Consider the following 22984-nt stretch of genomic DNA (forward strand, 5'->3'; position numbering starts at 1 on the left):
CGTCTTACCGTCAGTCCGGTGCCAATCCGGTTCACATGGTTATTTCATACCCAGTCGGCCCCTGTCCAGGCATCGCCTAATAGAACAAGGTCAACCGACGTCGTTTGACGTTCAACAATAATCCCAACGAAGCCATGGTCATGATGGTCGCACTCCCTCCGTAACTCACCAACGGAAGCGGAATGCCGACAATGGGAAACATCCCTGCGGTCATCCCGATATTGACGACCACGCAAAAACAGAGCATCGCCACAATCCCTGCCGCGAGTAATGCCCCCAATGTATCTTTCGCACGCGCGGCAATTTCCAACGACACCCATATCAGCGCAATAAAGAGGGCCAACAGCACCAGTACGCCGACAAAGCCCCATTCCTCCGCATAGACCGCAAACACGAAGTCGGTATGGCCTTCTGGAAGGAACTTCAGCTGGCTTTGTGTGCCGCCGTACAGCCCTTTTCCCGACAATTCCCCGGAGCCGATGGCAATTCTGGACTGGAGCGCATGATAGCCTTTTCCTCCCGGATCGTAATCCGGATCGACAAATGCCATGACACGTTCCCGCTGATAATCGTGCAAGGATGCCCAGACCATTTCCCACACGAACGGGAAGAGCATGACGGAGAGCAATAAAATCACCCCCAACGTCTTCGAGCGCACGCCGACCATCAATAACATGGCCGCGTACACAGCCAGAAAACTCAGACCGCTCCCCAAATCAGGCTGCTTGAGGATCAACAGCAGGCCGGGCAACACAATCAACCCCGGCAGAACCACCCGATGGAGCCACCCCGCACGAGACACCCGGGAGTAATAGTTCGCCAGTACCAACACCAGAACCAGTTTCGCAAATTCAGATGGTTGAAAGGCGAAGGGCCCGATCGGAATCCACCGTTGGGCTCCACGGCTGGACTTACCCATGACCAACACGACCGCCAACATAATCAGAATCACCGCATAAGTCGGATAGGCCAGGCGCGCAATCTTGTGATAGTCGGACAGGTACATCACCAGGAACGCGATCGTGCCCAGCAGAATCCACACGAGCTGTTTGAGATAAAAAGGAAAGGCGGTGTCCTGAGAATGCGTGACGCTGTAGATCGACAGCACCCCGACCGACAGGATGACCGCGATCAACCCCATGAAGCGGAGGTCGAAACTATCCAATCCTCGACTGTCGATCACCCGATCAATCATCACGTCTTCGGTCGTACGTCAGCGGATTTCGTCCGCCCACCCGCAGGAACTCCATTGAGGACCTCGGGATAGGCCTTGACGTAGGCTTCAATCACATCTTTGGCCAAGGGGGCCGCGGCCGATCCGCCATGTCCCATGTGCTCAGCCAGGACCGCCACGGCAATGCGCGGAGCCTCCACGGGCGCAAAGGCGACGAACCAGGCATGGTCTCTAAGCTTTTTCGGGATATCCTTCTCCGGACCGGTGCGGAGCGCCGCCGTTTGAGCGGTCCCGGTTTTTCCTCCGATCGTCACGAGGGACGACTTCGCTCGCGTCGCGGTTCCTTTGGTCACCACATCGGCCAGCGCCTCCTTAATCAAAGCAATGGTGGCCGGCTTCACTGCCACCTTGCCGCGCACGGTCGGAGGGAATTCGGCCCGTTCTCCCGTCGCGCGATTCATCACCGCCTGCACCAGGCGCGGTTTGATCGACAGGCCGTCGTTGGCCACCGTACCGATGACGCTGGCCATCTGCAAGGGTGTCACCGTGACATATCCTTGTCCGATCGCCGCGGAAATGGTTTCACCGGGGTACCAGGGCTGATTTCTTGCTTTCTGCTTCCATGCCGTCGAAGGAACGATACCGACACGTTCCGACGGAAGCTCGACTCCGGTCTCCTGCCCGAGCCCGAACTGCTTCGCATACTCGGCGATCGTATCGATCCCCATTCGCTGGCCGACGGTATAGAAATAGACGTCGCACGAGTGGATCAAGGCCTCGTTCATATCGACTGACCCATGACCGCCTTGCTTCCAGTCGTGAAACAGCCGATTCCCGAATTGATACCCGCCGTTACACCGAACCATGGTCGAGGGAGTCACGGTGTTGGATTCAAGCGCCGCCGCCGCCATCACCACCTTGAACGTCGAGCCTGGAGGATATTGACCTTGCGTGGCGCGATTATTCAGGGGGCGCCGCTCGTTCTGAACGATTTCAACCCACTGTTTGTTCGTTAATTCTTTCGACAACATGTTCGGATCGAATCCCGGACGGCTGGCCATCGCCAGAATATCCCCGTTGGTCGGATCCAGCGCCACGATGGCGCCCGACTCCTCCCCAAGAAGATCTTCGGCGGTTTTCTGAAGCCGGGCATCGATGGTGAGATAGAGATCGTCACCCGCCACCGGCTTGTCCGACACCACGGCGCGTTTTTCGTGGCCGAGCGCATCGACTTCGACGCTCTTCTGACCCGCCCGCCCGCGGACTTGCCGGTCGAACCACTTCTCGACTCCATACTGCCCGACCACGCTGCCTTGATGGAGGTCGGCAAAATCAGCCTTTTCAAGTTGATCCGCCGACACTTCTCCCACATATCCCAGTAGATGCGCCGCAACCGGCCCGCCGGGGTAGTTCCGTTGCGACTCCACTTGAATCATCACACCGGGCAAATCCAACCGATGAGACTCGATCAATGTCGCCTCGCGCAACGTCAGCCGGTCTTTCACCTTGCGAGGCTGCAGCTTGCCGCCCTTGCCGGTCGACAGTTTCTTTTGAATCACCTCCGGCTCGAGATTGAGCAACGAGGCCAACTGCGCGACCAGAGCCGGCCGATCCTTCACGTCTTCCAGCGTGACATACAGGGCAAAACTCGGCACATTGTTCGCCAGCAACACACCGTTCCGGTCGAAGATGAGACCGCGGGCCGGCTCCAACACTACCGAGCGTGTCCGGTTGTTTTCAGACAAATCCCGGTAATAGGGGCCTTCCCGAATCTGAAGATGCCACAGACGCAAGGCGAGCAACGCCACCACCAGCAGGAGGCCCACACGGAGGATGACCAGCCGCCGCTGGAGATCGAGGAGATCCGAATCGTTAAATCCTATCGAAGCCATGGTCGCCAGATTTTTTTCGATGGATGCCCGGATACCCGCACGCGATTACAACGCCCCCTCGGTCACCATTCGATCGTCGGACCAACGCTGACGGAACAACAGATACAGGCCGGCCCCGACCAAGGCGTCGAACCCGGCCTGCACGAGCACCGTCGAACGCACACCCATCCAGACCTCATCGATACCCGCCGGATTCATCGAGTAGAGAAACACGGCACTGGACAGGCAGGAGATGATCGCTAATCCGGCAGTCAACACGGCCGGAGTGATATGGGCCATATGGCGGCCCGCCAGCCCGGCCAGAAACCCACCCCCGCCCTTGGTCACTACATTGATCCAGAGATCTCCCGCGGACAACATATCCTGAAAACACCCCAGCAGGAGCCCCAGAATCAATCCGTCCAACTCGCCGCCGAGAAACCCGACGAGACAGGCGGCCACCAGACCGAGATCGGGACGCACGCCGAAGATGCTGAAGTAGTGCAACAACGTGGTCTGAAAGGGGACCACCACCAGCGCCAGGAGCAGATACAGGAGAAACTTCATGGCTTCTTTCGATCCCCGCGAATCTCCTGCAACAGTTTTTGCGCTGAGTCGGCATCCTCATACGGAGCCGTGATGATGAGAACCTCATCGAGTTTGGAAAGGTCCACTTCCGGCTCGATTTCGGCCGATTGAAACAAATCACCCTCCGACTTCTCCACTTGGGTCAGGCCACCGATCGCCAAACCACGTGGAAAGGTCCCGGTCAATCCTGAGGTCACGACCCGGTCGCCCGCCTGAACCCGGGACAACAAGGGGATGTATTTGAGTCGCGCCCGCCCATGGCTGGTGCCCTCCACGATGCCTTCATCGCGAGTCCGTTGCACCACTCCCGCAATCGCATTGTTGGGATCAGTCACGAGGAGGACCACCGACGAAGTGGAATTGGTCTTCACGATTCGTCCCACCACACCTGCGGGAGTCACGACCCCCATCTCGACGCGAACTCCATCGCTTTCGCCCTTGTTGAGAATCATCCCGCCATACCAATTGGTGGCATCTCGGCCGATCACCTGCGCCGCCAGAGTCTGGGACGGCGACTGCTGCCTAAAATTCAGCAGGGTCTCGTACCGTTGCGTGGCCGCCACGGCTTCGCGCAGCTGATTGTTCTGGCCCTTCAGCAGCTCAAGGTCCCGATGAAGCTGGCGGTTCTCTTCGTGAACACCCTGCAGGGCAAGATACGCATTCCAGGTTTCCGAAATGCCGTGATCGACGGAAGAAAACGCGGCGAGCGGAACGCTGAGGATCTGACCAAGAGGTCCGCCGACATACTGAAGCAGCCTCTGGCTTTGACTAGGAAGAAGGAAGAGGGCGACGAGCAAGCAGGCGAACAGCACGATGGCAAGACGTCTAGTGCCGTATGTTGAGCGAGATATAGCCATCCACACTCGGGATGGAGATCATCGAGAGGTACTGCACTGCGACATAACCGATACCTTGCGAAGGAGATCCAGCTCGTCAAGAATCTTCCCCACCCCCAAGACCACGGAGGTCAGCGGGTCATCGACCGTAATGATCGGGAGATTCGTTTCTTCACGGAACCGAGTGTCCATTCCCTTCAGCAAGGATCCGCCGCCAGTCAGCACGATACCGCGATCGATGATGTCTCCGGCCAATTCAGGCGGTGTGTTTTCGAGCGCCACCTTGATGGCATTGACGATGGTTCCAATGGGTTCCTGCAACGCCTCTCTGACCTCGGCATCATCCACCACCAGCGTGCGGGGGATACCAGAAATCAGATCGCGCCCTTTGATCATCATGGTCTTGCGCTCCTCGAAGGGATAGGCCGAGCCGATCTCGAACTTGATGCGCTCGGCCATATGCTCCCCGATGAGGAGATTATACTTCTTCTTGATGTAGTTCATGATGGCGTCGTCCATCCGGTCTCCGGCCACCTTGACCGACTCGCTATACACGATGCCCCCCAGCGAGATGACCGCAATGTCCGTCGTCCCGCCACCGATGTCCACCACCATGTTCCCGGACGGTTCCGTGATCGGAAGTCCTGCACCGATTGCCGCCGCGACCGGTTCCTCGATCAGATACACTTCACGGGCGCCCGCCAGTTCGGCCGAATCACGGACAGCCCGTTGTTCCACCTGCGTGATCCGCGAGGGCACACCGATGATGATACGGGGCCGCACAAACGCCGTTCGGTTATGCGCCTTTTGAATGAAGTGGCTGAGCATCGCCTCGGCTTTTTCGAAATCGGCGATGACACCTTCCTTCATCGGGCGTACCGCAAGGATATTCCCCGGGGTCCGTCCCAGCATGCGCTTCGCGTCGGCGCCGACCGCCATCACGCGCTCCGTCTTCTTCTCCACGGCGACCACGGAAGGCTCGTTCAAGACGATGCCTTTTCCCTGGACATACACGAGAGTTGTCGCCGTCCCCAGATCGATCGCCAGATCGTTGGAGAACCACCCGAACATGTCACTCATGAAGCCCACTAGGACTCTCCCTTCAGACGATTCCTGCCTTCAGCCACACCGTCCTGCTCAATCCGACACATCCAGCTGACCACTCTCCAGCACTTGAGTTTTGGCGATCTCATCGCCCAATCGCCGCCCCTGCTCATTTCCAATGACCAACAACCCTTCCAGCGAGAGCACGGCGCCCCATCCGATCCATCCGACATACGGTATTTCAAACGCCAACTGGGCAAGGCCGCAAGGCAGATTACGAATGATCGATTCTCGGAACCCTGCCGGGTCCCTGGTACGGGGCACGATGGTCTGGAGCCCGATGAGCCGCTTCCCGACACTGCGACCGCCGCCGAATCCGTCGGCCAGCAAGAGATAGGCAAGTCCGGCCAGAGCACCGATCGGGGGAACCAACTTACTCACCGCCGCGACGATCAGGAGATCGATCATTTTGGCAATGAAGCGATTCAGCACCTGGGCCTTGGGATAAACGCCCAGTTCGAGCGGGCTGTGCCCGATTGCCTCCTCCACCACCGGAGATCTCTCCAATTCTTCGACACTATAGCAAATCTCTTTCACCTGCACAAACAAAGTCGCAATCTCGCCGCGCGCACCATCCATGCGTCTTCCTCTTGCCTTTACCCTCGTCGCCTGAGTAGAATCCGCGAAACTTTGCCGACAAGAGGCACGCTCGATGATCAAACTGTTACGCGAAGCTGCTCACGACTATCCGTGGTTCCTCAAATCCATCATGGGCCTGCTCGCCCTCGCGTTCGTCATTACGATGGGCTGGTGGGGCTTCGGCCAGAGCAGCGGCAATGTCGTCGCCTCCGTCGGGGACCAGGTCGTTCCTTTGGATGAATACCGCCGGGCCTATGAAAATACGTATCGCTTTTACAAGGACAAGGGTCAAAACGACATCAAGGATGAGTTTCTGAAACAGTTTGTGCTGGAGCAACTCATCGACAATCGCATGTGGCTGCATGTGGCGAAAGAGATGGGTCTAACGGTCTCCGACGAAGACTTGCGCAAAGCGATCATGCAACGCACGGAGTTTCAGAAGAACGGGAGTTTCGATCCCGACGCGTACAAGAGATTGCTGTCGGCGAATCGCTTGACCCCGGCTTCATTCGAGGCCATGGAGGCCAAGGATATTCTCACCAACAAAGCGCGGCTGGTCATCATGGATGCCGTCGCGCTCACGCCGGCTGAATATACGGAAGCACAGACACTCGCGGCTCGCGAAGGGGACGCCGATCCGGCCAAGGCTGCTGCGGCCAAGGAGCGGGTTTTCCAGAGCCTCCTGTTTCAGAAGCAGCAACGGGCGTTGATGGCCTACGCGGAGTCGATGAAGAGCAAAGTTCCCGTGAAAATTCACAAAGAGCTTATGTAACGGTCGCCCAGCCACTCCCGATCAGCATCGCATCCCCATAACTATAGAATCGATACCGTTGCGCCACTGCCTCTTCATAGGCGGCGCGGAGCGGTTGCACACCCACGAAGGCGGACACCAGCATCAGCAGGGTCGTCCGCGGCAAATGAAAGTTTGTCACCATCGCGTCGATCACCTGAAATTCAAACCCCGGGGTAATAAACAGTTCGGCCGGTCCCTGAAAGGGCTCAATCCCGCGCCCGCCTCGCGCCGCTGTCTCCAGGGCGCGCACGACCGTAGTGCCCACTGCCACCACACGATTCCCCCGCTCCCGCGTCAGGCGAATCTGCGCCACCGTCTGCGCCGACACCTCGATTCGTTCGGCCAGCATGCGATGGTCTTCGATTCGCTCGGTCTTCACACTGCGAAACGTGCCGGGGCCGACGTGTAACGTCACCTGTGCCAGCTCGATTCCCTTTCCCGCCAGGGCCTGCACCAACTCGCGCGTAAAATGTAGCCCGGCGGTGGGCGCCGCAATAGCCCCTTCATGTTGAGCAAACATGGTCTGGTACCATTCCTGATCGTCCGCTGACGGTTCCCGTTTGATATACGGAGGAAGCGGCATCGTGCCCGTGGCCTGCATGAGTTCGTAGACGCTTGCGACACCCGACACCTGTACGGTCGTTCGAAGCCGGCTGCGCTCCACAATCTCTCCGGTACCGCCGCCCGGAAACTCGATCACCGCGCCTGGCCGAAAGCGTCCCTTGATCAGCACCTCCCAGAGCCCCTGCCCGAGATCTTCCACAAACAGCAGGTCGAGGAGTTTTCCGTTCGACCGGACCTGCGCGGGCACACGGGCCGGCATCACCTTGGTGTTATTCACCACCACGAGATCCCCCGACTGCAGCAATGATGGAAGGTCAGCCACCTGCCGGTGCACGCGTTCGCCTCCCTGCCGATCCAGCACAAGCAAACGCGCGCGATCACGCGGGATCACCGGGTGATCGGCTACAAGTACTGGATCAAAGGGGAAATCGAACTCGCTGAGTAACATCAGGGGGTCGGTATCACCGGCATCATCAACTGCGAGAGCGCCGCGTTGTGCAACTCGGTTCCAGGATAGTAATACTGCAGAATACTGCTGTACGAATAGCCCAGCTCGGCCAACTCTTTCGCGCCCCATTGGCAGAGCCCCACGGCATGGCCTGCTCCATAGCCGGCAAACACCACCTCGGCACCGATCGATTCCACCTCGAACTGGGTGCTGGGAATGACGGTGTACCCCACGGCCTTCCGAAGATCCTCGCCACGCAATACCGTCTCTCCGCCGGAGTGCAAAATCCGCAGGCGCGAGACCCGTCCGGCCCGGCTGTAGGCAATCGGAGTGATCGTGGCAATCGTTCCCACAGAGAAACCCTGATGCCGCAGATTGTGCTCAAGTTGATCGATCTTCACACTGGCCCGCCATTGATAGTAGGGCGATTCGAGATCGAATGGGCATTCGACCCCCTTGAGGTAGGGCAGGTCTTTGTTCGCCCAGACATTCACGGCATCTTCCGTCGGGCCGGCCGCGGTGGATGAGAACGCGGCATAGATCGGCGCCTGTTGATGGGTGACGACAATGCCTCGCGTCGATTCAACCGCATCCTCCACTCGGCGGTCTACTCCTGTGCGACCTCGATACACCTGATCCTGAATGGTCGCCACCACATCATAGTCCCGTGCCGCACTGAGCATTTTGTTATACAGCGCATAGGTCCGTGCCGCCACGGCCTGCACCTTCAACATTTCCGGGTGCCAGGCCGAACTGACCTCCGACGGCACGACCCCCTTCACATACTCCTCCAAATCGACCTGGTTGACAACCGAGAGCCCGCGCCCTTTGCGCGACAGACGCACAACCCCGCTGAGCGCCAATGGAGCTCCCGCGGTTGCGCCCCCCTCTTTGCCGATCACCAGCGAGAGGTTGTTCCGCAGCGGACGGATGAGGACCTGCCCGCCCATGCTGCGCCGGCCATCGACATGCACGCCGTCTCCTCGGGCCGTGAGATGGATCGGCGCTTGCAGGATTTTCGTGTCGCCCGTCTCCGTCACAAGAGCGAGAGCGCCCTCTGATCGCACTTCCACCAACGGCGCCTCTTGGGCCAAGAGGACGCGAATGGATTCGGCAAAGACGGCCGGTACGCAGAACAGCGCGAGCAGCAACATGCCCCCCGCTGCGGCCAGGCTGGATGACTGATGTCGAATCAGCGGCGAAAGAGCCATGAAAGGAAGTAGAACACCAGGCTCAGCAGGATGCTGAACACGAGACTGGTCGCGATCGGGACATACAGACTGAATCGCTCTCGCGTGACCGAGAAGTCGCCCGGTAATTTACCGATCCACGCGAACGCAGAGCCAAGGCCTGGCCATTTTTCCGCCAGCGTGAGCAGCAGCCCGACGGCGACCAACACCAGGCCCGCCACAATCAACGATCGACCGATACCAGTCCACGCTGCCATCGTTCATTGTATCAGACATTCGGCGATCTGCACGGCGTTGAGGGCGGCGCCCTTCCGCAGGTTGTCGCTCACAACCCAGAGATTCAACCCGTTGGTAATCGACTCGTCCACTCGCACCCGACCGACATACACGTCATCCTTACCGGACACATCGAACGGCATCGGATACAGCTTCTTCACGGGATCGTCGTACACAATCACGCCGGGCATCTCCGCCAGCGCAGCCCGCGCATCGTTCGCCTTCAACGGACGATCCAGTTCAACGTTGATCGCCTCGGAGTGACAACGCAACACCGGCACCCGCACCGTGGTCGCCGTGACCCGCAACGACGGCATCTCCAGAATCTTCCTGGTCTCCTGAACGATCTTCACCTCTTCCGAACAGTCGCCGCCGTCACCGAACGATCCCACCTGCGGCAACAGGTTGAACGCGATCTGATAGGGATAGACCTGCACCTTCACATCCTGGAAGGCCATTAAAGCCTTGGTCTGATCGACCAACTCGTCCATCGCCGCAGAACCGGTGCCCGATACCGACTGAAAGGTGGTCACGACCACCCGCTTGATGCCGGCAATATCGCGCAGCGGCTTCAGCGCCATGACCAGGGGGGTTGTGGTGCAGTTCGGAATGGCCACGATCCCGCGCTTCATCGAGCGCAACGCTGCCGCATTGACCTCCGGAACGACCAGCGGCACATCGGGATCCATCCGGAAGACCGCGCTGTCATCGATGACGACGACACCGGCCGCGCCCAACCGTGCCCCGTAGTCCCGACTGATGGCATCGGTCGCGGAGACGAATGCGATGTCGACTCCGGCAAAGGACGAGGCCTCCGTCAACTCCTCCACCTTGTACTCCTTGCCCTGGCACGACAACACGTCGCCGGCCGACCGCTTGGAGGAGAACAGGCGCAACGTCTCGATTGGAAAGTTGCGTTCTTCCAGAATCTCCAGACTTTCTTTTCCCACGGCCCCGGTCGCACCGAGAATCGCCACCGTATAGGCCTGTTTTTTCTTCAACATGATGCTGTCCTTACGCAGTCGCGGTCAGAACCCTGATGCGGTGATTGAATGTATCCGCAACATAGACGGTCCCGGACGCGTCCACCGCTACACCGAATGGATAACTGAGACTTCCTGCCAAGGCATCGCCGCCGTCGCCGCCGAACTGCGCGACACCGGTACCGGACAGACGAGCGATCGTCTTGGTCTGCCCGTTCCACACCCGAATCAAGTGGCTGTCTGAATCCGTCATATACACGTTTCCATCGGACCCGACGGCAATCCCCGCAGGCCTGGAGAGGCTCGGCGAACTGGGCTCAGCCGATCCCTGGTATCGATAGGTCCCGCCGTCTCCCGCTACCGTCGCAATCTGCCCGGTTGCCGGATCAACGGACCGTATCCGGCTGTTAAACGTATCGGCCACATAGACGACGCCGTCCCCGCCTAACGCCACGCCGCTGGGGCCGGCCAGACTCGCTTGAACGGCCGAAACCTGGTCTCCGCTATAGGCCGCCGTTCCATCTCCGGCCACCGTGGTGATGACTCCTGTTGCCAGGTCGACCCGACGCACACGATTGTTGCTTTGATCCGCGATGTACAACGCCTCGTCGCTGACGGCCAACCCGGTCGGTTCATTGATCGCGGCCGACACCGCCGGTCCGCCATCGCCGGAATACCGCGCCTGGCCTGTGCCGGCCACGTTGGTGATGATCCCGGTCGCCGCATCGACCTTTCTCACCCGGTGATTCATCGTATCGGCAATATACAGGTTGCCTGCGCGATCGACGGCCACAGCACTGGGGAAATTCAGTCGCGCTTTCCTGGCGGGGCCGCCGTCGCCCGAATCGTGCTCAACCGTCAACCGCCCTCCGGTCACATACCGGACGGTGCCACTCAGATCGGTCACTTGCGTGTAGGCCTTGGTGCTGTCGCCGGAATGATCGGCAAAGGGATCCTCGTCGTCACCAGTCTCCGCCGCCACAGGCGGTTCAGGCACTGACGGTCCGGTCGTTCCTGACGGACAAACTCCGGCCACGGTCGTAATGATGCCTGTGGCCCGATCGACGCGGCGGACGACATGGTTTTCGGAATCAGCGATATAGAGGTTGCCCTCGCGATCAACGCACAAGCCTTTCGGCTCGTTGAGTGAGGCGGCACCGGCAAGCCCACCGTCACCGGCGTACCCCGGCTCGCCGTTGCCTGCCAGAGTCTCGATGAGTCCGGATTGTGTCGTGCGTGTCGTCATGACTTACGAAGGAAGGTTGCGCACGATCGCATCGCCCATCTCCACGGTGCCGACCAGCTGCATGCCTTCGGCATGAATATCCTTGGTGCGGAACCCAAGCTCCAGCGTCTTGACGATGGCCTGCTCGATCGCCGCCGCTTCTTTGTCGAGCTGAAACGCATAGGACAACATCATCGCGGCCGAAGCGATCGTTGCAATCGGATTGGCGATATTTTTGCCGGCAATATCCGGCGCACTGCCGTGGATCGGCTCGAACAACCCCACCTTGGCGCCGACACTGGCGGACGGCAACATGCCGATCGACCCGGTCAGCATCGCGGCTTCGTCGCTCAGAATATCGCCGAAAATGTTGTTACACAGCAACACATCGAACTGCCGCGGGTTGCGCACCAACTGCATCGCGCAATTGTCGACATAGATGTGACTCAAGGCCACATCGGGATACCCTTTGTGGACGTCCGTCACCACTCGCCGCCACAGTTCCGAGGACTCCAGCACATTGGCTTTATCCACCGAGGTGACCTTTCTGCGGCGTTTGCGGGCCGCGTCGAACGCCACCACGGCAATGCGGCGAATTTCCTCGGTCGTATAGACTTCGGTATTGAAGCCACGCTCTCCGCCCCCTGGCAAGGGCTCGATGCCCTTCGGCTTGCCGAAATAGATGCCTCCGGTCAGCTCCCGGATCACCAGCATATCGATGCCTTCGATCACGTCACGCCGTAACGTAGACGCATCGGCCAGCATGGGATACAGCTTGGCGGGTCGTAGGTTGGCATAGAGCCCGAGTTGCTCCCGCAGTCCCAGCAAGGCACGCTCGGGGCGAAGGCTATATTCCAAACCTTCCCATTTAGGCCCGCCGACGGCGCCGAGCAGCACGGCGTCGCTCTGCTTTGCGATGGCGAGCGTCTCAGCCGGAAGCGGCACGCCGACTTTATCGATCGCATGGCCGCCGACATCGCCCGGGATAAATTCAAACGTATGCCCGTGGCGTTCTGCAACGACCTTCAATACCTTGACCGCTTGCGGGACGATTTCACGGCCGACTCCATCACCGGCCAGGACTGCAATTTTCGCGTTCACGTGCGAATCTCCTCTCGACTATTCACCAACGGCCTCATCCTCCGCGGTCCAGGCTGGATCGACCAGGCAGAGAAACTCAATCGGGACTGTTCCATTGTTCACTAACGATTGCTTGGCCCCCGGGGGCACATAAACCACGGAGCCCGCCTCAACAGGAACCGACTCTTCCTCCACCTTCATCACGCCGTGGCCGCCAATGAAGTAATACACTTCGGAGGATTGTAAGCGATGCCAGAGGCTCTGCTGGCCAGGGTCGAGCAATCCGTGCGCCAGGCTATATCCAAGCGCGAGCGATGCCTTCGCCGGGTGCAGCAATTCCCGCAGCCTGGTGTGATCGCCCGCCAAGAACTCCGGGCATCGTTGAAGATGCGTGTTTACCATCGTGTCCCGACATTCGTAGTAGGAATGACAGACGATGTCGCTCCGTCCAGTCCGATACGAACGCATCGGCCCGGACGGAGGAATCTACCCCGCAGGTTGCGCTCAAATCAAGCTGACCTTCTGAATCCCTTCTGCCTGTTTCGCAGCGAAGTAGGCCAATTTATTGAGCGCATTCAAATAGGCCCGCGCAGCCGCCGTGATGATGTCGGTATCGGCGCCATGGCCGGACACGGTTCGGCCATCCTCTTCGAGCCGCACCGACACTTCCCCTTGCGCATCGGTTCCACCGGTGATGGCATTGACCCCGAACATCAGCAACTTGCTTTTCGTCTGAGTCATCGCGGCAATGGTCCGATAGACCGCATCGACCGGGCCGTCGCCTGTTCCGCTGTGAGAGACCAGCTTCCCGTCAATTTCCAATTCCACCGTGGCCTTCGGAGTCTTGTTGGTTCCGCTTTCGACCTGAAACGATTTCAACACCACCCGCTCAGACATTTTCGCGACTTCTTCGGACACAATGACTTCGAGGTCTTCCTCGTAAATCTCTTTCTTTTGATCCGCCAGCCGCTTGAATCGCTCGAACGCATGGTTCGTTTCGTCTTCGGTCAACTTGTAGCCCAACTCCTCCAGCCGCTGACGAAACGCATGGCGCCCGGACAACTTGCCCATCACCAGCTTGACCTGCTCAAGACCGACGGATTCCGGCCGCATGATCTCGTACGTCGTCTTATCTTTCAGCAACCCATCCTGATGGATGCCCGACGTATGGGCGAACGCATTCGCACCGACAATGGCCTTGTTCGGTTGAATGACCATACCGGTAATCTTGCTCACCAGGCGACTGGTCTTGGAAATCTCCTCCGTCACGACCTTGGTATCGGCCCCGTACCAGTCTCTGCGCGTGCGGAGTCCCATGACGATCTCCTCCAGCGAGGTGTTGCCGGCCCGCTCGCCGATACCGTTGATCGTACACTCCACCTGCCCGGCCCCTGCTACCACCGCCGCCAGACTGTTGGCCACCGCCAACCCTAAATCGTTGTGGCAATGGACGGAAATGACGGCTTGTCCGCTGTTCGGCACCGTGTCTTTGATTCGCTTGATCAGACCGCCGAACTCCTGGGGAACAGCATAGCCCACCGTATCGGGAATATTGATCGTTCCCGCCCCGGCCGCAATCACCGCCTCGATTACTTCACACAGATAGGCCGGATCGGACCGGCTGGCGTCCATCGGTGAAAATTCGACGTCATCGACATAGGTACGAGCCAACTGGACCATCTCCACGGCGCGCTTCTTCGCTTCTTCTCGCGTCATCCGGAACTGGTGCTTGAGGTGGATGTCCGACGTCGAGAGAAACGTATGGATTCGCACACGGGGCGCACCTTTCAATGCCTCCGACGCCCTCGTGATGTCTTCCGGCCTGGCCCGCGCCAGGCTGCACACCACTGGGCCTTCGACTTCCAAAGCGATCCGTCTGACCGCTTCGAAATCTCCGGGCGAACTATAGGCGAAGCCAGCTTCAATGATATCCACGCCGAGGCGCGCCAGCTGCTTGGCGATCATAAGTTTCTCTTCGACGTTCATGCTCGCCCCCGGTGACTGCTCACCGTCCCGCAACGTCGTATCGAATATTCTGATCATCCTGGTCATGGCTTACCCTCCTCCTGTCCCGCAGCTTGCTCAAACGGATCTTCCAACGCGGCCGCAGGCGAGACAACCCCGGCGGCGTACCCGCTGGGGTACGTTGAGGATGTTGTCGAGCCGAGAACACAGTTGGAAGGCCGTTTCAACATGCTGCCAATAAAAAAGCCTCCGCCCCGGGACAGGGACGAAGGCCTTGCGAGCTTCGTGGTACCACCCTGATTCAGCGAGGGATGAAGCTTGGCCTTCATCCGAACGCCCTTCATTCAATCCGTGACGAGGATGATTCGGGACCCACTACCCCCCACCGGGGGGTTCACAAGTCCAGCTCAGAGGCGAGTTCGGCAGGTCACCGGCTGGTTCGCACCATCCACCAGCTCTCTCAGTTCGGTCAGCGCTGCCTACTACTCCTCGTCGTCGCTGTTGCTACTCTCTCGAATCGAGTACCGGTACGTCCGTCTTCGTCACCGGCTTCCCTGCCCCCTTAGAAACCATCGTCCAGAGACGCGCCAAAGGACCGGACGCAGCGTACCCGGTGAACGTCACAAACAACATCGCCTGGGGCCAGGCGACAATCAACATCAAGGCAAGAATTCCCCACACCAGATAGGTGAAATGATCCCCACGCCGGAACTTCATGTCCTTAAAGCTTCGGTACTTGATCGTACTGACCATCAAGAACGCCAGCGCGAACGTGATCACGAGGATCAATAACGGCTTCACTTCCGACCCCATCTGGGTGATGTGCAGATCGAAGATCACCAACGACGCAATGACACCGGCTGCAGCAGGAATAGCCAAACCCGTGAAGTATTTGCTGTCGGAGGTGCTCACCGTCGCATTGAACCGGGCCAACCGAACGGCCCCCATGGCCACATAGGCAAACATCACCGCCACGCCGAACATCCCCTGCCCGCTCAATGCGTACGAATAAATCAAGACACCGGGTGCAACCCCGAACGACACCACGTCGGAAAGAGAATCATACTCGATGCCGAACTGGCCGGTACTGTTCGTCAGGCGGGCCAACTTCCCGTCCAGCATGTCGAAAATCATGCCGACCAGGATGGCGATCGCGGCCACCAGATGCTGACCGTTAAAGACCGACAGGATCGCGAACACGCCGCAGAACAGATTCCCCGTCGTGCAGAGGTTCGGGATCAGGTACATCGCCTGTCGCTTTCGATTGCCCTTCGCAAACGGAGCTCGCATGGCCGGTGATTTCATCGGAGTTCCCCCACGATGGTTTCGCCTCCCTTGACGCGGTCGCCCAAGGAGACACAAATCTTGGAGCCGAGCGGAAGGAACGTATCCATCCGCGACCCAAACCGAATCAGCCCGAACCGCTCTCCCCGCTGCACCCGATCACCCTGCCCGACCCAGCACACGATCCGGCGGGCAATCAGTCCGGCAACCTGCACACACAGCACTTTCGCCCCTGACTCCGTCTTCAACATCACCGCATTTTGCTCGTTGCGGAGCGTCGCCTCCGGCTTACTCGCCACCAGAAACTGGCCGGGCTGGTAACTCACACCCTCAACCGTTCCCGTGCAGGGCATCCGGTTCACATGCACATCGAAGACGTTCAAGAACACCGTCACCCGAATGCTCTTTTCTTTCAAGTAGCGCGGCTCGAACTCTTCCTCGATCGCAATGACTTTGCCATCCCCCGACGACACCACCACATTCGGCTGCTGTGGAATCGTCCGACTGGGGTTGCGAAAAAACCACGCCGTAAACAGCGTGAACCCGCCCGCAATCACGGCCGGAATGATCCAACCGGCCGCCCCGAATAGCAGCGTCGCGCCCACAAGACCACCGACAAACGGCAGGCCTTCTTTTACAATCGGTATCCCGACGGCTCGATCAGCCATACACCTCCAGGCCTTCTTGTTATGCTATCACGAAGAGCCCGGTCGCAGGGTTAGTTTTTGTTCTTATCGACGAGTTGATCCTTTTTCAACCAGGGCATCATCGAGCGCAGTCGGGCGCCGACTTCCTCAATCGGATGGCCCTCGCCCTTTTTCAGCAGCGCGTTATAGACCGGCCGGTTCGCCTGGTTCTCCAAGACCCATTCTTTCGCGAACTGCCCGCTCTGGATCTCGCCGAGAATCTTCTTCATTTCCTGCTTGGTCTGATCCGTCACCACACGCGGCCCGCGGGTGATATCGCCGTACTTCGCCGTGGTGCTGATCGAATAGCGCATGTTGGCGATGCCGCCTTGATAGATCAGATCCACGATCAATTTCACTTCATGCAAACACTCGAAGTAAGCCATTTCAGGCGAATACCCCGCCTCCACGAGCGTCTCGAACCCGGCCTGGATCAGGGAAGTCAACCCTCCGCACAAGACCGCCTGTTCGCCGAACAAATCCGTTTCAGTTTCTTCGCGGAAGTTCGTCTCAATGATGCCGGCGCGTCCGCCGCCGATGGCGCTGGCATAGGCCAACCCCACCTGGCGCGTGTTGCCGCTGGGATCCTGATGCAATGCCAGCAAACAGGGGACGCCGCTGCCCTTTGTATATTCCGACCGCACGAGGTGACCTGGCCCCTTGGGCGCCACCATGAAGACGTTGATGTCCGCGGGCGGCACAATCTGGCCGAAATGGATATTGAATCCGTGACCGAAGGCCAGATAGGACCCGGGCTTCAGATTCGGGGCAATCTCCTGGCGGTAGATGGCGGCCTGTGCCTCATCCGGAGCCAGAATCATGATGACATCGGAGGCTTTGACGGCATCGGCCACCGGCATGACCTTCAGTCCGCTCGCTTCGGCCTTCTTCCAGGAACTGCCTTCACGCAACCCCACGACGACATTGGCGCCGCTTTCCTTGAGATTGAGCGAATGGGCATGCCCCTGGCTGCCATAGCCGATCACGGCCACTTTCTTTCCGCGAATGAGCTGTAAATCGGCATCTTTGTCGTAATAGATCTTCATACATCACTCCTGAAGGTTCATAGGGCACATGGGTGGAAACGACAGCTAGCTGCACACAGGGGATGAGCGAATTATTCCCGGGCGATCTTTTTGGGTTGGCTGAGGGCCGGTCGGATCGCTTCACGCGCAATCGCCACTCGCCCCGTTCGAATCAGTTCCTTGATGCCAAGCGGTTGGAGCAGATTAATGATGGCCTCAAGTTTCTTTGGATCACCCGTCACCTCGATGGTGTAGGTCGACGGCGTCGAGTCGATCACGTTGGCCCGGAAGATATCCGCGATCCGGAGCGCCTCGGCCCGGTCTTCCGCCTTGGTATGAACCTTGATGAGCGCTGTCTCCCGCGAAACGAAGTCACTCTCATTGAGATCCACAACCTTGATCACATCGATCAGCTTATTCAGCTGTTTAACGATTTGCTCCACGATCCGTTCGTCCCCGGACGTAACGATGGTCATCTGCGACATCGAGGGATCCAGCGTGGGGGCAACCGACAAGCTTTCGATATTGAAGCCGCGGCCGCTGAACAACCCGGCCACGCGGGATAACACGCCGAACTTATTTTCTACCGTCACTGAAATGATATGTTCCATCGGAAAACTCTATCCTGATAGCTGTCGGCTGACAGCGTGATTTAGGCTGTTAAGATCGTGTCCTTATTTTCGTCAGACCCGGTGCTGGGCGCGCCGGCCATTCGTCGCTTCAGTTCAGGCGGATCTTCCAGAATCATCTCGTGATTGCACCCGCCCGCGGGAATCATCGGATAACAATTCTCGTACGGATAGGTCGGCACATCGACGACGACGGGCTTGTCGATCGCGATCGCTTCCCTCAGCACGGCATCCAGATCCCCGACCTTGCTTGCGCGTAAGCCGACCGCGCCATAGGCTTCGGCCAGCTTTACGAAATCCGGGGTGGTGTCGAGATAGCTCGACGCGTACCGTCCTTCATAAAACAGATCCTGCCACTGCCGGACCATGCCGTGAAAACGATTGTTCAGAATGATCACCTTCACCGGCAGCTTCGACACCACCGCGGCGGCCATTTCCTGCATATTCATTTGTATGCTGCCGTCGCCGGCCACACAGAGCACCAATCGATCTCTGAACGCAGCCTGCGCCCCCATGGCCGCGGGAAATCCGAACCCCATGGTTCCCAAACCGCCCGAGGTCAACCAGCGATTCGGACGGGCGAGCTTGAAGTACTGCGCCGTCCACATCTGATGCTGGCCCACGTCGGTTGCCACAATCGGGTCCCGATCCTTGGTCAGTTCGTACAAACGCTTCACGACATGCTGCGGCTTAATCGCCCCATCCGGCTCCTGCTGATAGGCCAGCGGATGCGCCTGCTGCCATTCGCGAATCTGATCCCACCAGGGCTTGCGCAGATCCTTTTGGTTTCCGTTCACAGTGGCCCGGAGAATTTGATTCAACTCCCGCAAAACGGCCTTACAATCGCCCACGATGGGAATGTCGACATGGATATTCTTCCGGATGGAGGTCGGATCGATATCGATGTGGATGACTTTGGCAAACGGGCAGAACTCAGACACCTTCCCCGTCACGCGATCGTCGAAACGAGCCCCCACCGCGATGACCAGATCCGAATAGTGAACGGCCATATTGGCACAATAGGTGCCGTGCATACCCATCATGCCCATGGACTGCGGATGTTCGCCCGGAAACGCCCCGAGGCCCATCAAGGTCATATCCACGGGGATCTGAGTCATCTCCGCCAATTCGAGCAATTCTTTGGAGGCCTGCGAAAAGACAACGCCCCCGCCCACATACAGAATGGGCTTCTTCGCCTTCATGATGGCTTCGGCAGCCTGCTTGATCTGCCACTTATTGCCTTCGTAGGTCGGATTGTATCCGCGAATCGAGACCGAGCTGGGATAGGTATACTCCGTCTTGGCCATCGACACGTCTTTAGGAATGTCCACTAGCACCGGGCCGGGACGGCCCGTCGTGGCGATATAGAACGCTTCCTTGATGGTCGTCGCCAGGTCGTTCACGTCCTTCACGAGGAAATTGTATTTTGTGCAAGGCCGGCTGAGACCGATGTTGTCGGCTTCCTGAAACGCGTCATTGCCGATCAAACTCGTCGAGACCTGCCCGCTGATGCAGACGAGCGGCACGGAATCCATATAGGCATCGGCCAGAGCCGTAATCACGTTGGTCATGCCAGGGCCGGACGTCACCAAACACACACCGGCCCTGCCGGTCGCCTTGGCATACCCTTCAGCCATATGCCCTGCGCCCTGTTCGTGCCGAGTCAAGACGACTTCAATGTCTTTCTGTTGGTGCAGCATGTCGAAAATCTTCAACACCACACCGCCCGGCAAGGCAAAAATCGTCTTCACGCCTTCCGCTTTTAAGCATTCGATCAGGATTTCGGACCCTGTAAGCTTCATATCACCCTCCCCTTCGCACGTCGTGACGAAGGACGCGATGCCTTAACTGCGAAACACTCGGCTCTCTGCGTCACTCACGCGACACAGATTGATACAATCTTTCTGGAAAATCAACGGGTAAGATGGCGGATCGTATCACCAGCTCTCAAGCGAGGTCAAGAGAGTCGAAGTGCGTCCCGTCGCCAAGCAGACTGGTGTCGGCTCATGCCACGTGATATAGGAGTTTCGCGATCCATTGATCCCGTTGCCTATGAATTCTCTACGCGTCACGATCATGTCCCGCCATGAATGCCATCTTTGTCGGGTGGTCACTCGGCTGGCCAGGCAAGTGCAACAAGACCTTCCCTTCGAGCTCATCATAGTCGATATCGACAGTGACGAGCGCCTCCGCCAGCAATACAGCGACCGCGTGCCGGTGCTGTTGATCAATGATCGGGAAACGTTCTCCGGCAAGGTGACCGGTGGCGAGCTGCGCGAAGCGATTAAAAAAGCGCGTTGGAGAAACCCTATAAGCCGGATTCTGTCCCGCGTGAAGCTTGCGCTCACACGGGGGTGATCATTTCTCTGGGACTCGAGTTACCTCGAGCCTCAAGCAACCTACCCGGGAACCTCGGCCGGGCCGGCCTTTCTGCCGAGCTCTCGCGAGCCCACAGGCGTTCCCCTATTTGGTCTTGCTCCGGACGACGCTTACCGTGCCGTTGATGTCGCCATCACCGCGGTGGGCTCTTACCCCACCGTTTCACCCTTACCTGAGCCGGCGCACTCGACCGAAGTCTCCCGCGCCGGCCATCGGCGGTTTGTTCTCTGTGGTGCTGGTGTCGGATCGCTCCGCCTGGACGTTATCCAGCGTCCTTGCCCTTGGAGTCCGGACTTTCCTCCCGTCGAGCAAGCTCAACGGGCGAGCACCCGTGTCCCCCCAGCGCGCAACTGCAGTATAAAATCGATTCCCCCCTGATTCAAGGTCGCGTTCTGGAGTCCCACCCTCGCATGGCGAGCAATCTCGCACAGGGCGCACTGAGCAAAATCGCACCCCAGGCCTTGCAGGCGTCTGATCCCGCGCATCATTCCACCACTGATGCAGCCGCACAGTGAGCGATGACGGGCGCGACCGCAGCCGTCGCGCCTGCGCGATTTTTGCAGAGGATTCCCTCTTCAGTTCGTCCCTTACGCGAGACCGGCCTACCGAAACCACAAAATCGGTTTCATAAACGAGCGCCATGATGCGAACAATGCCTCGCTACATGAACAGAAAGGAGGTGTAGCCAACACAGAACACTCACCTGCTCGACATTCAGACCAGAGACCAGTGAGTCCCGAGTCACACCATTCAAATTTAACGGAGGGAATGATGATGAAGAGGACTCAACTATTGTTCTGGGGTTGTTTGCTATGCATAGCGCTCGTGACGCCGACTCACGCAGAGGATCTCACGGTCGAAGAACGTATGCATAAATTGGAGCAGCGGTTACATGAGATGGAACAGCGGAACCGCCAGCTTCAGGGAGCCACCCCTACCGGACACGAACCACCGACCACAGACCCGACAGCAGAACCGCCGCCTACGCCAGGGGGCACAATCCTCCCTGACATCGGCAAGGATTCGCGCCGAGCCAAGCAAGCCCCGCTTTCCTTCAGCACGTCCGGCTCCGGAACGATGATCTATGCCAAGCCGTTTGTGAACGCACCAAAAGCCTTCGTGGGCGGCTACTTCGACCTTCAATACCGTAATCACAGAAAGGATGTCATCGACAATGGCGCCGGCGCTCCCGGCAGCAATCCCGGCATCGGCGCCACGAACAGTTCGTTCGATCAACAACGCTTCGTCCCCTTCATTTATGCGGATATTACCGAGCATGTGAAATTTGCGTCCGAACTCGAAATCGAACATGGCATTCGCGAAGGGACGGAAACCGAGGTCAGTCTGGAGTTTGCCCACGTCGACTACCGGTTCAACGAGCCGGTCAACCTTCGCGCGGGGATCATTCTCCTACCGGTCGGCAAATTTAATCTTCTCCACGATTCACCTTTGAACGACCTGACCGACCGTCCGCTGGTCAACCAATTCATCATTCCAACGACCATGTCAGAGGCCGGAGCCGGCTTCTACGGAACATTTTATCCGGGCCGCTACTCCAAGATGGATTACGAGTTCTATGTGACCCAGGGCCCCAATGGGTACCAGCCGGACGGAACGGCCAGAATCGGGGAGGCCAGCGGACTGAAAAACTCCCGGCAACGGAAATCCCTAACGGATGACGGATTCGATAACAACCGAGGGAAAGCCGTGGTCGGACGAGTCGCCTACAGCCCCATGTTGGGGGTCGAAATTGCCGGTTCTGGCTACCATGGCACCTATGACCCGGAGAGCAAACGGTCGCTCTCGATCGTCGTGCTGGATTGGACGCTGCAGCGCGGCCCTTTCGAATTAATCGGTGAAGCTGCCTGGGCCTACGTGAAAAACAACTCACGCAATCTGGACGGCGCGCCTGCCATCGATCCCGACACAGGACGCTTACGACCGCAGCGGATGAACGGCTATTACATCCAAGGGAACTATCATTTCATGCCGGAGTTGTTGCGCCGCCTCTTGCCACAACGCTTTTCGGAAGGGTCGACCCTGACCGCGGTGGTCCGGTGGGACAAGATTAACACCAACCAGGATGTGAGGGGAGGTTTCGGCGATCTTGAGCAACTGAGTCTGGGATTGAACTTTCGCCCGATCGAGGACACGGTCTTCAAAGTGTCGTATCAGTTCGGAACGCGAGCGTTCAACCCGAACACCAACCAACGCATTCACGACAATGCGGTGGTATTATCGGCGGCGACCTACTTTTAAGACAGATGGGGCATACGCTACGCGTATGCCCCATTGCAATCGAGCA

21 protein-coding genes, 1 other RNA gene, 1 pseudogene and 1 other annotated feature are annotated in these 22984 nt (G+C 58.6%); of the genes and pseudogenes, 3 read left to right on the top strand and 20 right to left on the bottom strand.

The window, feature by feature from the left end:
- Positions 1-76: 76 nt before the first annotated feature.
- The 6 genes from rodA to H8K11_17485 all read right to left on the bottom strand — a co-directional run bounded on the left by rodA (position 77) and on the right by H8K11_17485 (position 6152).
- Positions 77-1198, bottom strand: coding sequence for a rod shape-determining protein RodA (rodA, locus tag H8K11_17460; GenBank protein MCS6265540.1), 1122 nt, complete (start codon positions 1196-1198; stop codon positions 77-79).
- Positions 1195-3066 carry a penicillin-binding protein 2 gene (mrdA, locus tag H8K11_17465; protein MCS6265541.1) on the bottom strand — a complete coding sequence of 624 codons (1872 nt, stop codon included), beginning with the start codon at positions 3064-3066 and terminating at the stop codon, positions 1195-1197. The genes rodA and mrdA overlap by 4 nt, the downstream gene beginning before the upstream one ends.
- A gap of 45 nt (positions 3067-3111) precedes the next feature.
- On the bottom strand, positions 3112-3612 hold the full coding sequence (locus tag H8K11_17470; protein ID MCS6265542.1) for a hypothetical protein: 501 nt from the start codon (positions 3610-3612) through the stop codon (positions 3112-3114).
- Positions 3609-4490 carry a rod shape-determining protein MreC gene (gene mreC / locus H8K11_17475; GenBank protein ID MCS6265543.1) on the bottom strand — a complete coding sequence of 294 codons (882 nt, stop codon included), beginning with the start codon at positions 4488-4490 and terminating at the stop codon, positions 3609-3611. The genes H8K11_17470 and mreC overlap by 4 nt, the downstream gene beginning before the upstream one ends.
- Positions 4491-4508: 18 nt before the next feature.
- The gene (locus tag H8K11_17480) at positions 4509-5540 is read right to left on the bottom strand and encodes a rod shape-determining protein (GenBank protein MCS6265544.1); all 1032 of its coding nucleotides are present in this window, start codon (positions 5538-5540) and stop codon (positions 4509-4511) included.
- A 66-nt stretch (positions 5541-5606) separates the two neighbouring features.
- Positions 5607-6152, bottom strand: a complete 546-nt coding sequence (locus H8K11_17485; protein MCS6265545.1) for an RDD family protein — start codon at positions 6150-6152, stop codon at positions 5607-5609.
- 73 nt (positions 6153-6225) lie between these two features.
- On the opposite strand from H8K11_17485, the gene H8K11_17490 reads away from it, so the two are divergent.
- Positions 6226-6924 (top strand): SurA N-terminal domain-containing protein, encoded by a 699-nt coding sequence (locus tag H8K11_17490; GenBank protein ID MCS6265546.1) that lies wholly within the window; start codon positions 6226-6228, stop codon positions 6922-6924.
- Here the strand turns inward: H8K11_17490 and queA are convergent.
- The 13 genes from queA to ilvB all read right to left on the bottom strand — a co-directional run bounded on the left by queA (position 6917) and on the right by ilvB (position 20102).
- On the bottom strand, positions 6917-7957 hold the full coding sequence (queA, locus tag H8K11_17495; protein ID MCS6265547.1) for a tRNA preQ1(34) S-adenosylmethionine ribosyltransferase-isomerase QueA: 1041 nt from the start codon (positions 7955-7957) through the stop codon (positions 6917-6919). The two genes, H8K11_17490 and queA, sit on opposite strands and share 8 nt — an antisense overlap.
- Complete coding sequence (locus H8K11_17500; GenBank protein ID MCS6265548.1) at positions 7957-9168, bottom strand: SpoIID/LytB domain-containing protein; 1212 nt, start codon at positions 9166-9168, stop codon at positions 7957-7959. Before H8K11_17500 ends, queA begins: the two co-directional genes overlap by 1 nt.
- Entirely contained in the window at positions 9150-9404 is a 255-nt protein-coding gene (locus H8K11_17505; protein MCS6265549.1) for a DUF2905 domain-containing protein, read from the bottom strand. Before H8K11_17505 ends, H8K11_17500 begins: the two co-directional genes overlap by 19 nt.
- A gap of 3 nt (positions 9405-9407) precedes the next feature.
- Complete coding sequence (locus H8K11_17510) at positions 9408-10427, bottom strand: aspartate-semialdehyde dehydrogenase (GenBank protein MCS6265550.1); 1020 nt, start codon at positions 10425-10427, stop codon at positions 9408-9410.
- A 10-nt stretch (positions 10428-10437) separates the two neighbouring features.
- Complete coding sequence (locus H8K11_17515; GenBank protein ID MCS6265551.1) at positions 10438-11652, bottom strand: SMP-30/gluconolactonase/LRE family protein; 1215 nt, start codon at positions 11650-11652, stop codon at positions 10438-10440.
- A gap of 3 nt (positions 11653-11655) precedes the next feature.
- A complete protein-coding gene (leuB, locus tag H8K11_17520; protein MCS6265552.1) occupies positions 11656-12732 on the bottom strand; it encodes a 3-isopropylmalate dehydrogenase in 1077 nt (358 codons plus the stop codon).
- Between the two features lie 18 nt (positions 12733-12750).
- A complete protein-coding gene (locus tag H8K11_17525; GenBank protein MCS6265553.1) occupies positions 12751-13113 on the bottom strand; it encodes a cupin domain-containing protein in 363 nt (120 codons plus the stop codon).
- 102 nt (positions 13114-13215) lie between these two features.
- Complete coding sequence (locus tag H8K11_17530) at positions 13216-14763, bottom strand: 2-isopropylmalate synthase (GenBank protein ID MCS6265554.1); 1548 nt, start codon at positions 14761-14763, stop codon at positions 13216-13218.
- A gap of 171 nt (positions 14764-14934) precedes the next feature.
- Positions 14935-15181 (bottom strand) — a binding site (T-box leader).
- Positions 15181-15981, bottom strand: coding sequence for a CDP-diacylglycerol--serine O-phosphatidyltransferase (gene pssA / locus H8K11_17535; GenBank protein MCS6265555.1), 801 nt, complete (start codon positions 15979-15981; stop codon positions 15181-15183). Its footprint overlaps the feature before it by 1 nt.
- Complete coding sequence (locus H8K11_17540; GenBank protein MCS6265556.1) at positions 15978-16628, bottom strand: phosphatidylserine decarboxylase family protein; 651 nt, start codon at positions 16626-16628, stop codon at positions 15978-15980. The genes pssA and H8K11_17540 overlap by 4 nt, the downstream gene beginning before the upstream one ends.
- Positions 16629-16678: 50 nt before the next feature.
- A complete protein-coding gene (ilvC, locus tag H8K11_17545; protein MCS6265557.1) occupies positions 16679-17692 on the bottom strand; it encodes a ketol-acid reductoisomerase in 1014 nt (337 codons plus the stop codon).
- 71 nt (positions 17693-17763) lie between these two features.
- The gene (ilvN, locus tag H8K11_17550; GenBank protein MCS6265558.1) at positions 17764-18282 is read right to left on the bottom strand and encodes an acetolactate synthase small subunit; all 519 of its coding nucleotides are present in this window, start codon (positions 18280-18282) and stop codon (positions 17764-17766) included.
- 41 nt (positions 18283-18323) lie between these two features.
- Positions 18324-20102: a biosynthetic-type acetolactate synthase large subunit gene (ilvB, locus tag H8K11_17555; GenBank protein ID MCS6265559.1), complete on the bottom strand. Its 1779-nt coding sequence runs from the start codon at positions 20100-20102 to the stop codon at positions 18324-18326.
- A gap of 250 nt (positions 20103-20352) precedes the next feature.
- Between ilvB and H8K11_17560 the strand changes: the two are divergent.
- Positions 20353-20586: pseudogene (locus tag H8K11_17560) on the top strand (glutaredoxin family protein).
- 9 nt (positions 20587-20595) lie between these two features.
- Here H8K11_17560 and rnpB read toward each other — a convergent pair.
- An RNA gene (rnpB, locus tag H8K11_17565) (RNase P RNA component class A) lies at positions 20596-21020 on the bottom strand.
- A gap of 484 nt (positions 21021-21504) precedes the next feature.
- Between rnpB and H8K11_17570 the strand changes: the two genes are divergently transcribed.
- Positions 21505-22938, top strand: a complete 1434-nt coding sequence (locus tag H8K11_17570) for a hypothetical protein (GenBank protein MCS6265560.1) — start codon at positions 21505-21507, stop codon at positions 22936-22938.
- Positions 22939-22984: the final 46 nt, after the last annotated feature.

Source organism: Nitrospira sp. (assembly GCA_024998565.1).
Lineage (GTDB): Bacteria > Nitrospirota > Nitrospiria > Nitrospirales > Nitrospiraceae > Nitrospira_A.

Coding starts and splice junctions, on each gene's coding strand:
- mrdA (MCS6265541.1), bottom strand. CDS start 3,066: ATGGCTTCGATAGGATTTAACGATTCGGATCTCCTCGATCTCCAGCGG.
- H8K11_17470 (MCS6265542.1), bottom strand. CDS start 3,612: ATGAAGTTTCTCCTGTATCTGCTCCTGGCGCTGGTGGTGGTCCCCTTT.
- mreC (MCS6265543.1), bottom strand. CDS start 4,490: ATGGCTATATCTCGCTCAACATACGGCACTAGACGTCTTGCCATCGTG.
- H8K11_17480 (MCS6265544.1), bottom strand. CDS start 5,540: ATGTTCGGGTGGTTCTCCAACGATCTGGCGATCGATCTGGGGACGGCG.
- H8K11_17485 (MCS6265545.1), bottom strand. CDS start 6,152: ATGGATGGTGCGCGCGGCGAGATTGCGACTTTGTTTGTGCAGGTGAAA.
- H8K11_17490 (MCS6265546.1), top strand. CDS start 6,226: ATGATCAAACTGTTACGCGAAGCTGCTCACGACTATCCGTGGTTCCTC.
- queA (MCS6265547.1), bottom strand. CDS start 7,957: ATGTTACTCAGCGAGTTCGATTTCCCCTTTGATCCAGTACTTGTAGCC.
- H8K11_17500 (MCS6265548.1), bottom strand. CDS start 9,168: ATGGCTCTTTCGCCGCTGATTCGACATCAGTCATCCAGCCTGGCCGCA.
- H8K11_17505 (MCS6265549.1), bottom strand. CDS start 9,404: ATGGCAGCGTGGACTGGTATCGGTCGATCGTTGATTGTGGCGGGCCTG.
- H8K11_17510 (MCS6265550.1), bottom strand. CDS start 10,427: ATGTTGAAGAAAAAACAGGCCTATACGGTGGCGATTCTCGGTGCGACC.
- H8K11_17515 (MCS6265551.1), bottom strand. CDS start 11,652: ATGACGACACGCACGACACAATCCGGACTCATCGAGACTCTGGCAGGC.
- H8K11_17525 (MCS6265553.1), bottom strand. CDS start 13,113: ATGGTAAACACGCATCTTCAACGATGCCCGGAGTTCTTGGCGGGCGAT.
- H8K11_17530 (MCS6265554.1), bottom strand. CDS start 14,763: ATGACCAGGATGATCAGAATATTCGATACGACGTTGCGGGACGGTGAG.
- pssA (MCS6265555.1), bottom strand. CDS start 15,981: ATGAAATCACCGGCCATGCGAGCTCCGTTTGCGAAGGGCAATCGAAAG.
- H8K11_17540 (MCS6265556.1), bottom strand. CDS start 16,628: ATGGCTGATCGAGCCGTCGGGATACCGATTGTAAAAGAAGGCCTGCCG.
- ilvC (MCS6265557.1), bottom strand. CDS start 17,692: ATGAAGATCTATTACGACAAAGATGCCGATTTACAGCTCATTCGCGGA.
- ilvN (MCS6265558.1), bottom strand. CDS start 18,282: ATGGAACATATCATTTCAGTGACGGTAGAAAATAAGTTCGGCGTGTTA.
- ilvB (MCS6265559.1), bottom strand. CDS start 20,102: ATGAAGCTTACAGGGTCCGAAATCCTGATCGAATGCTTAAAAGCGGAA.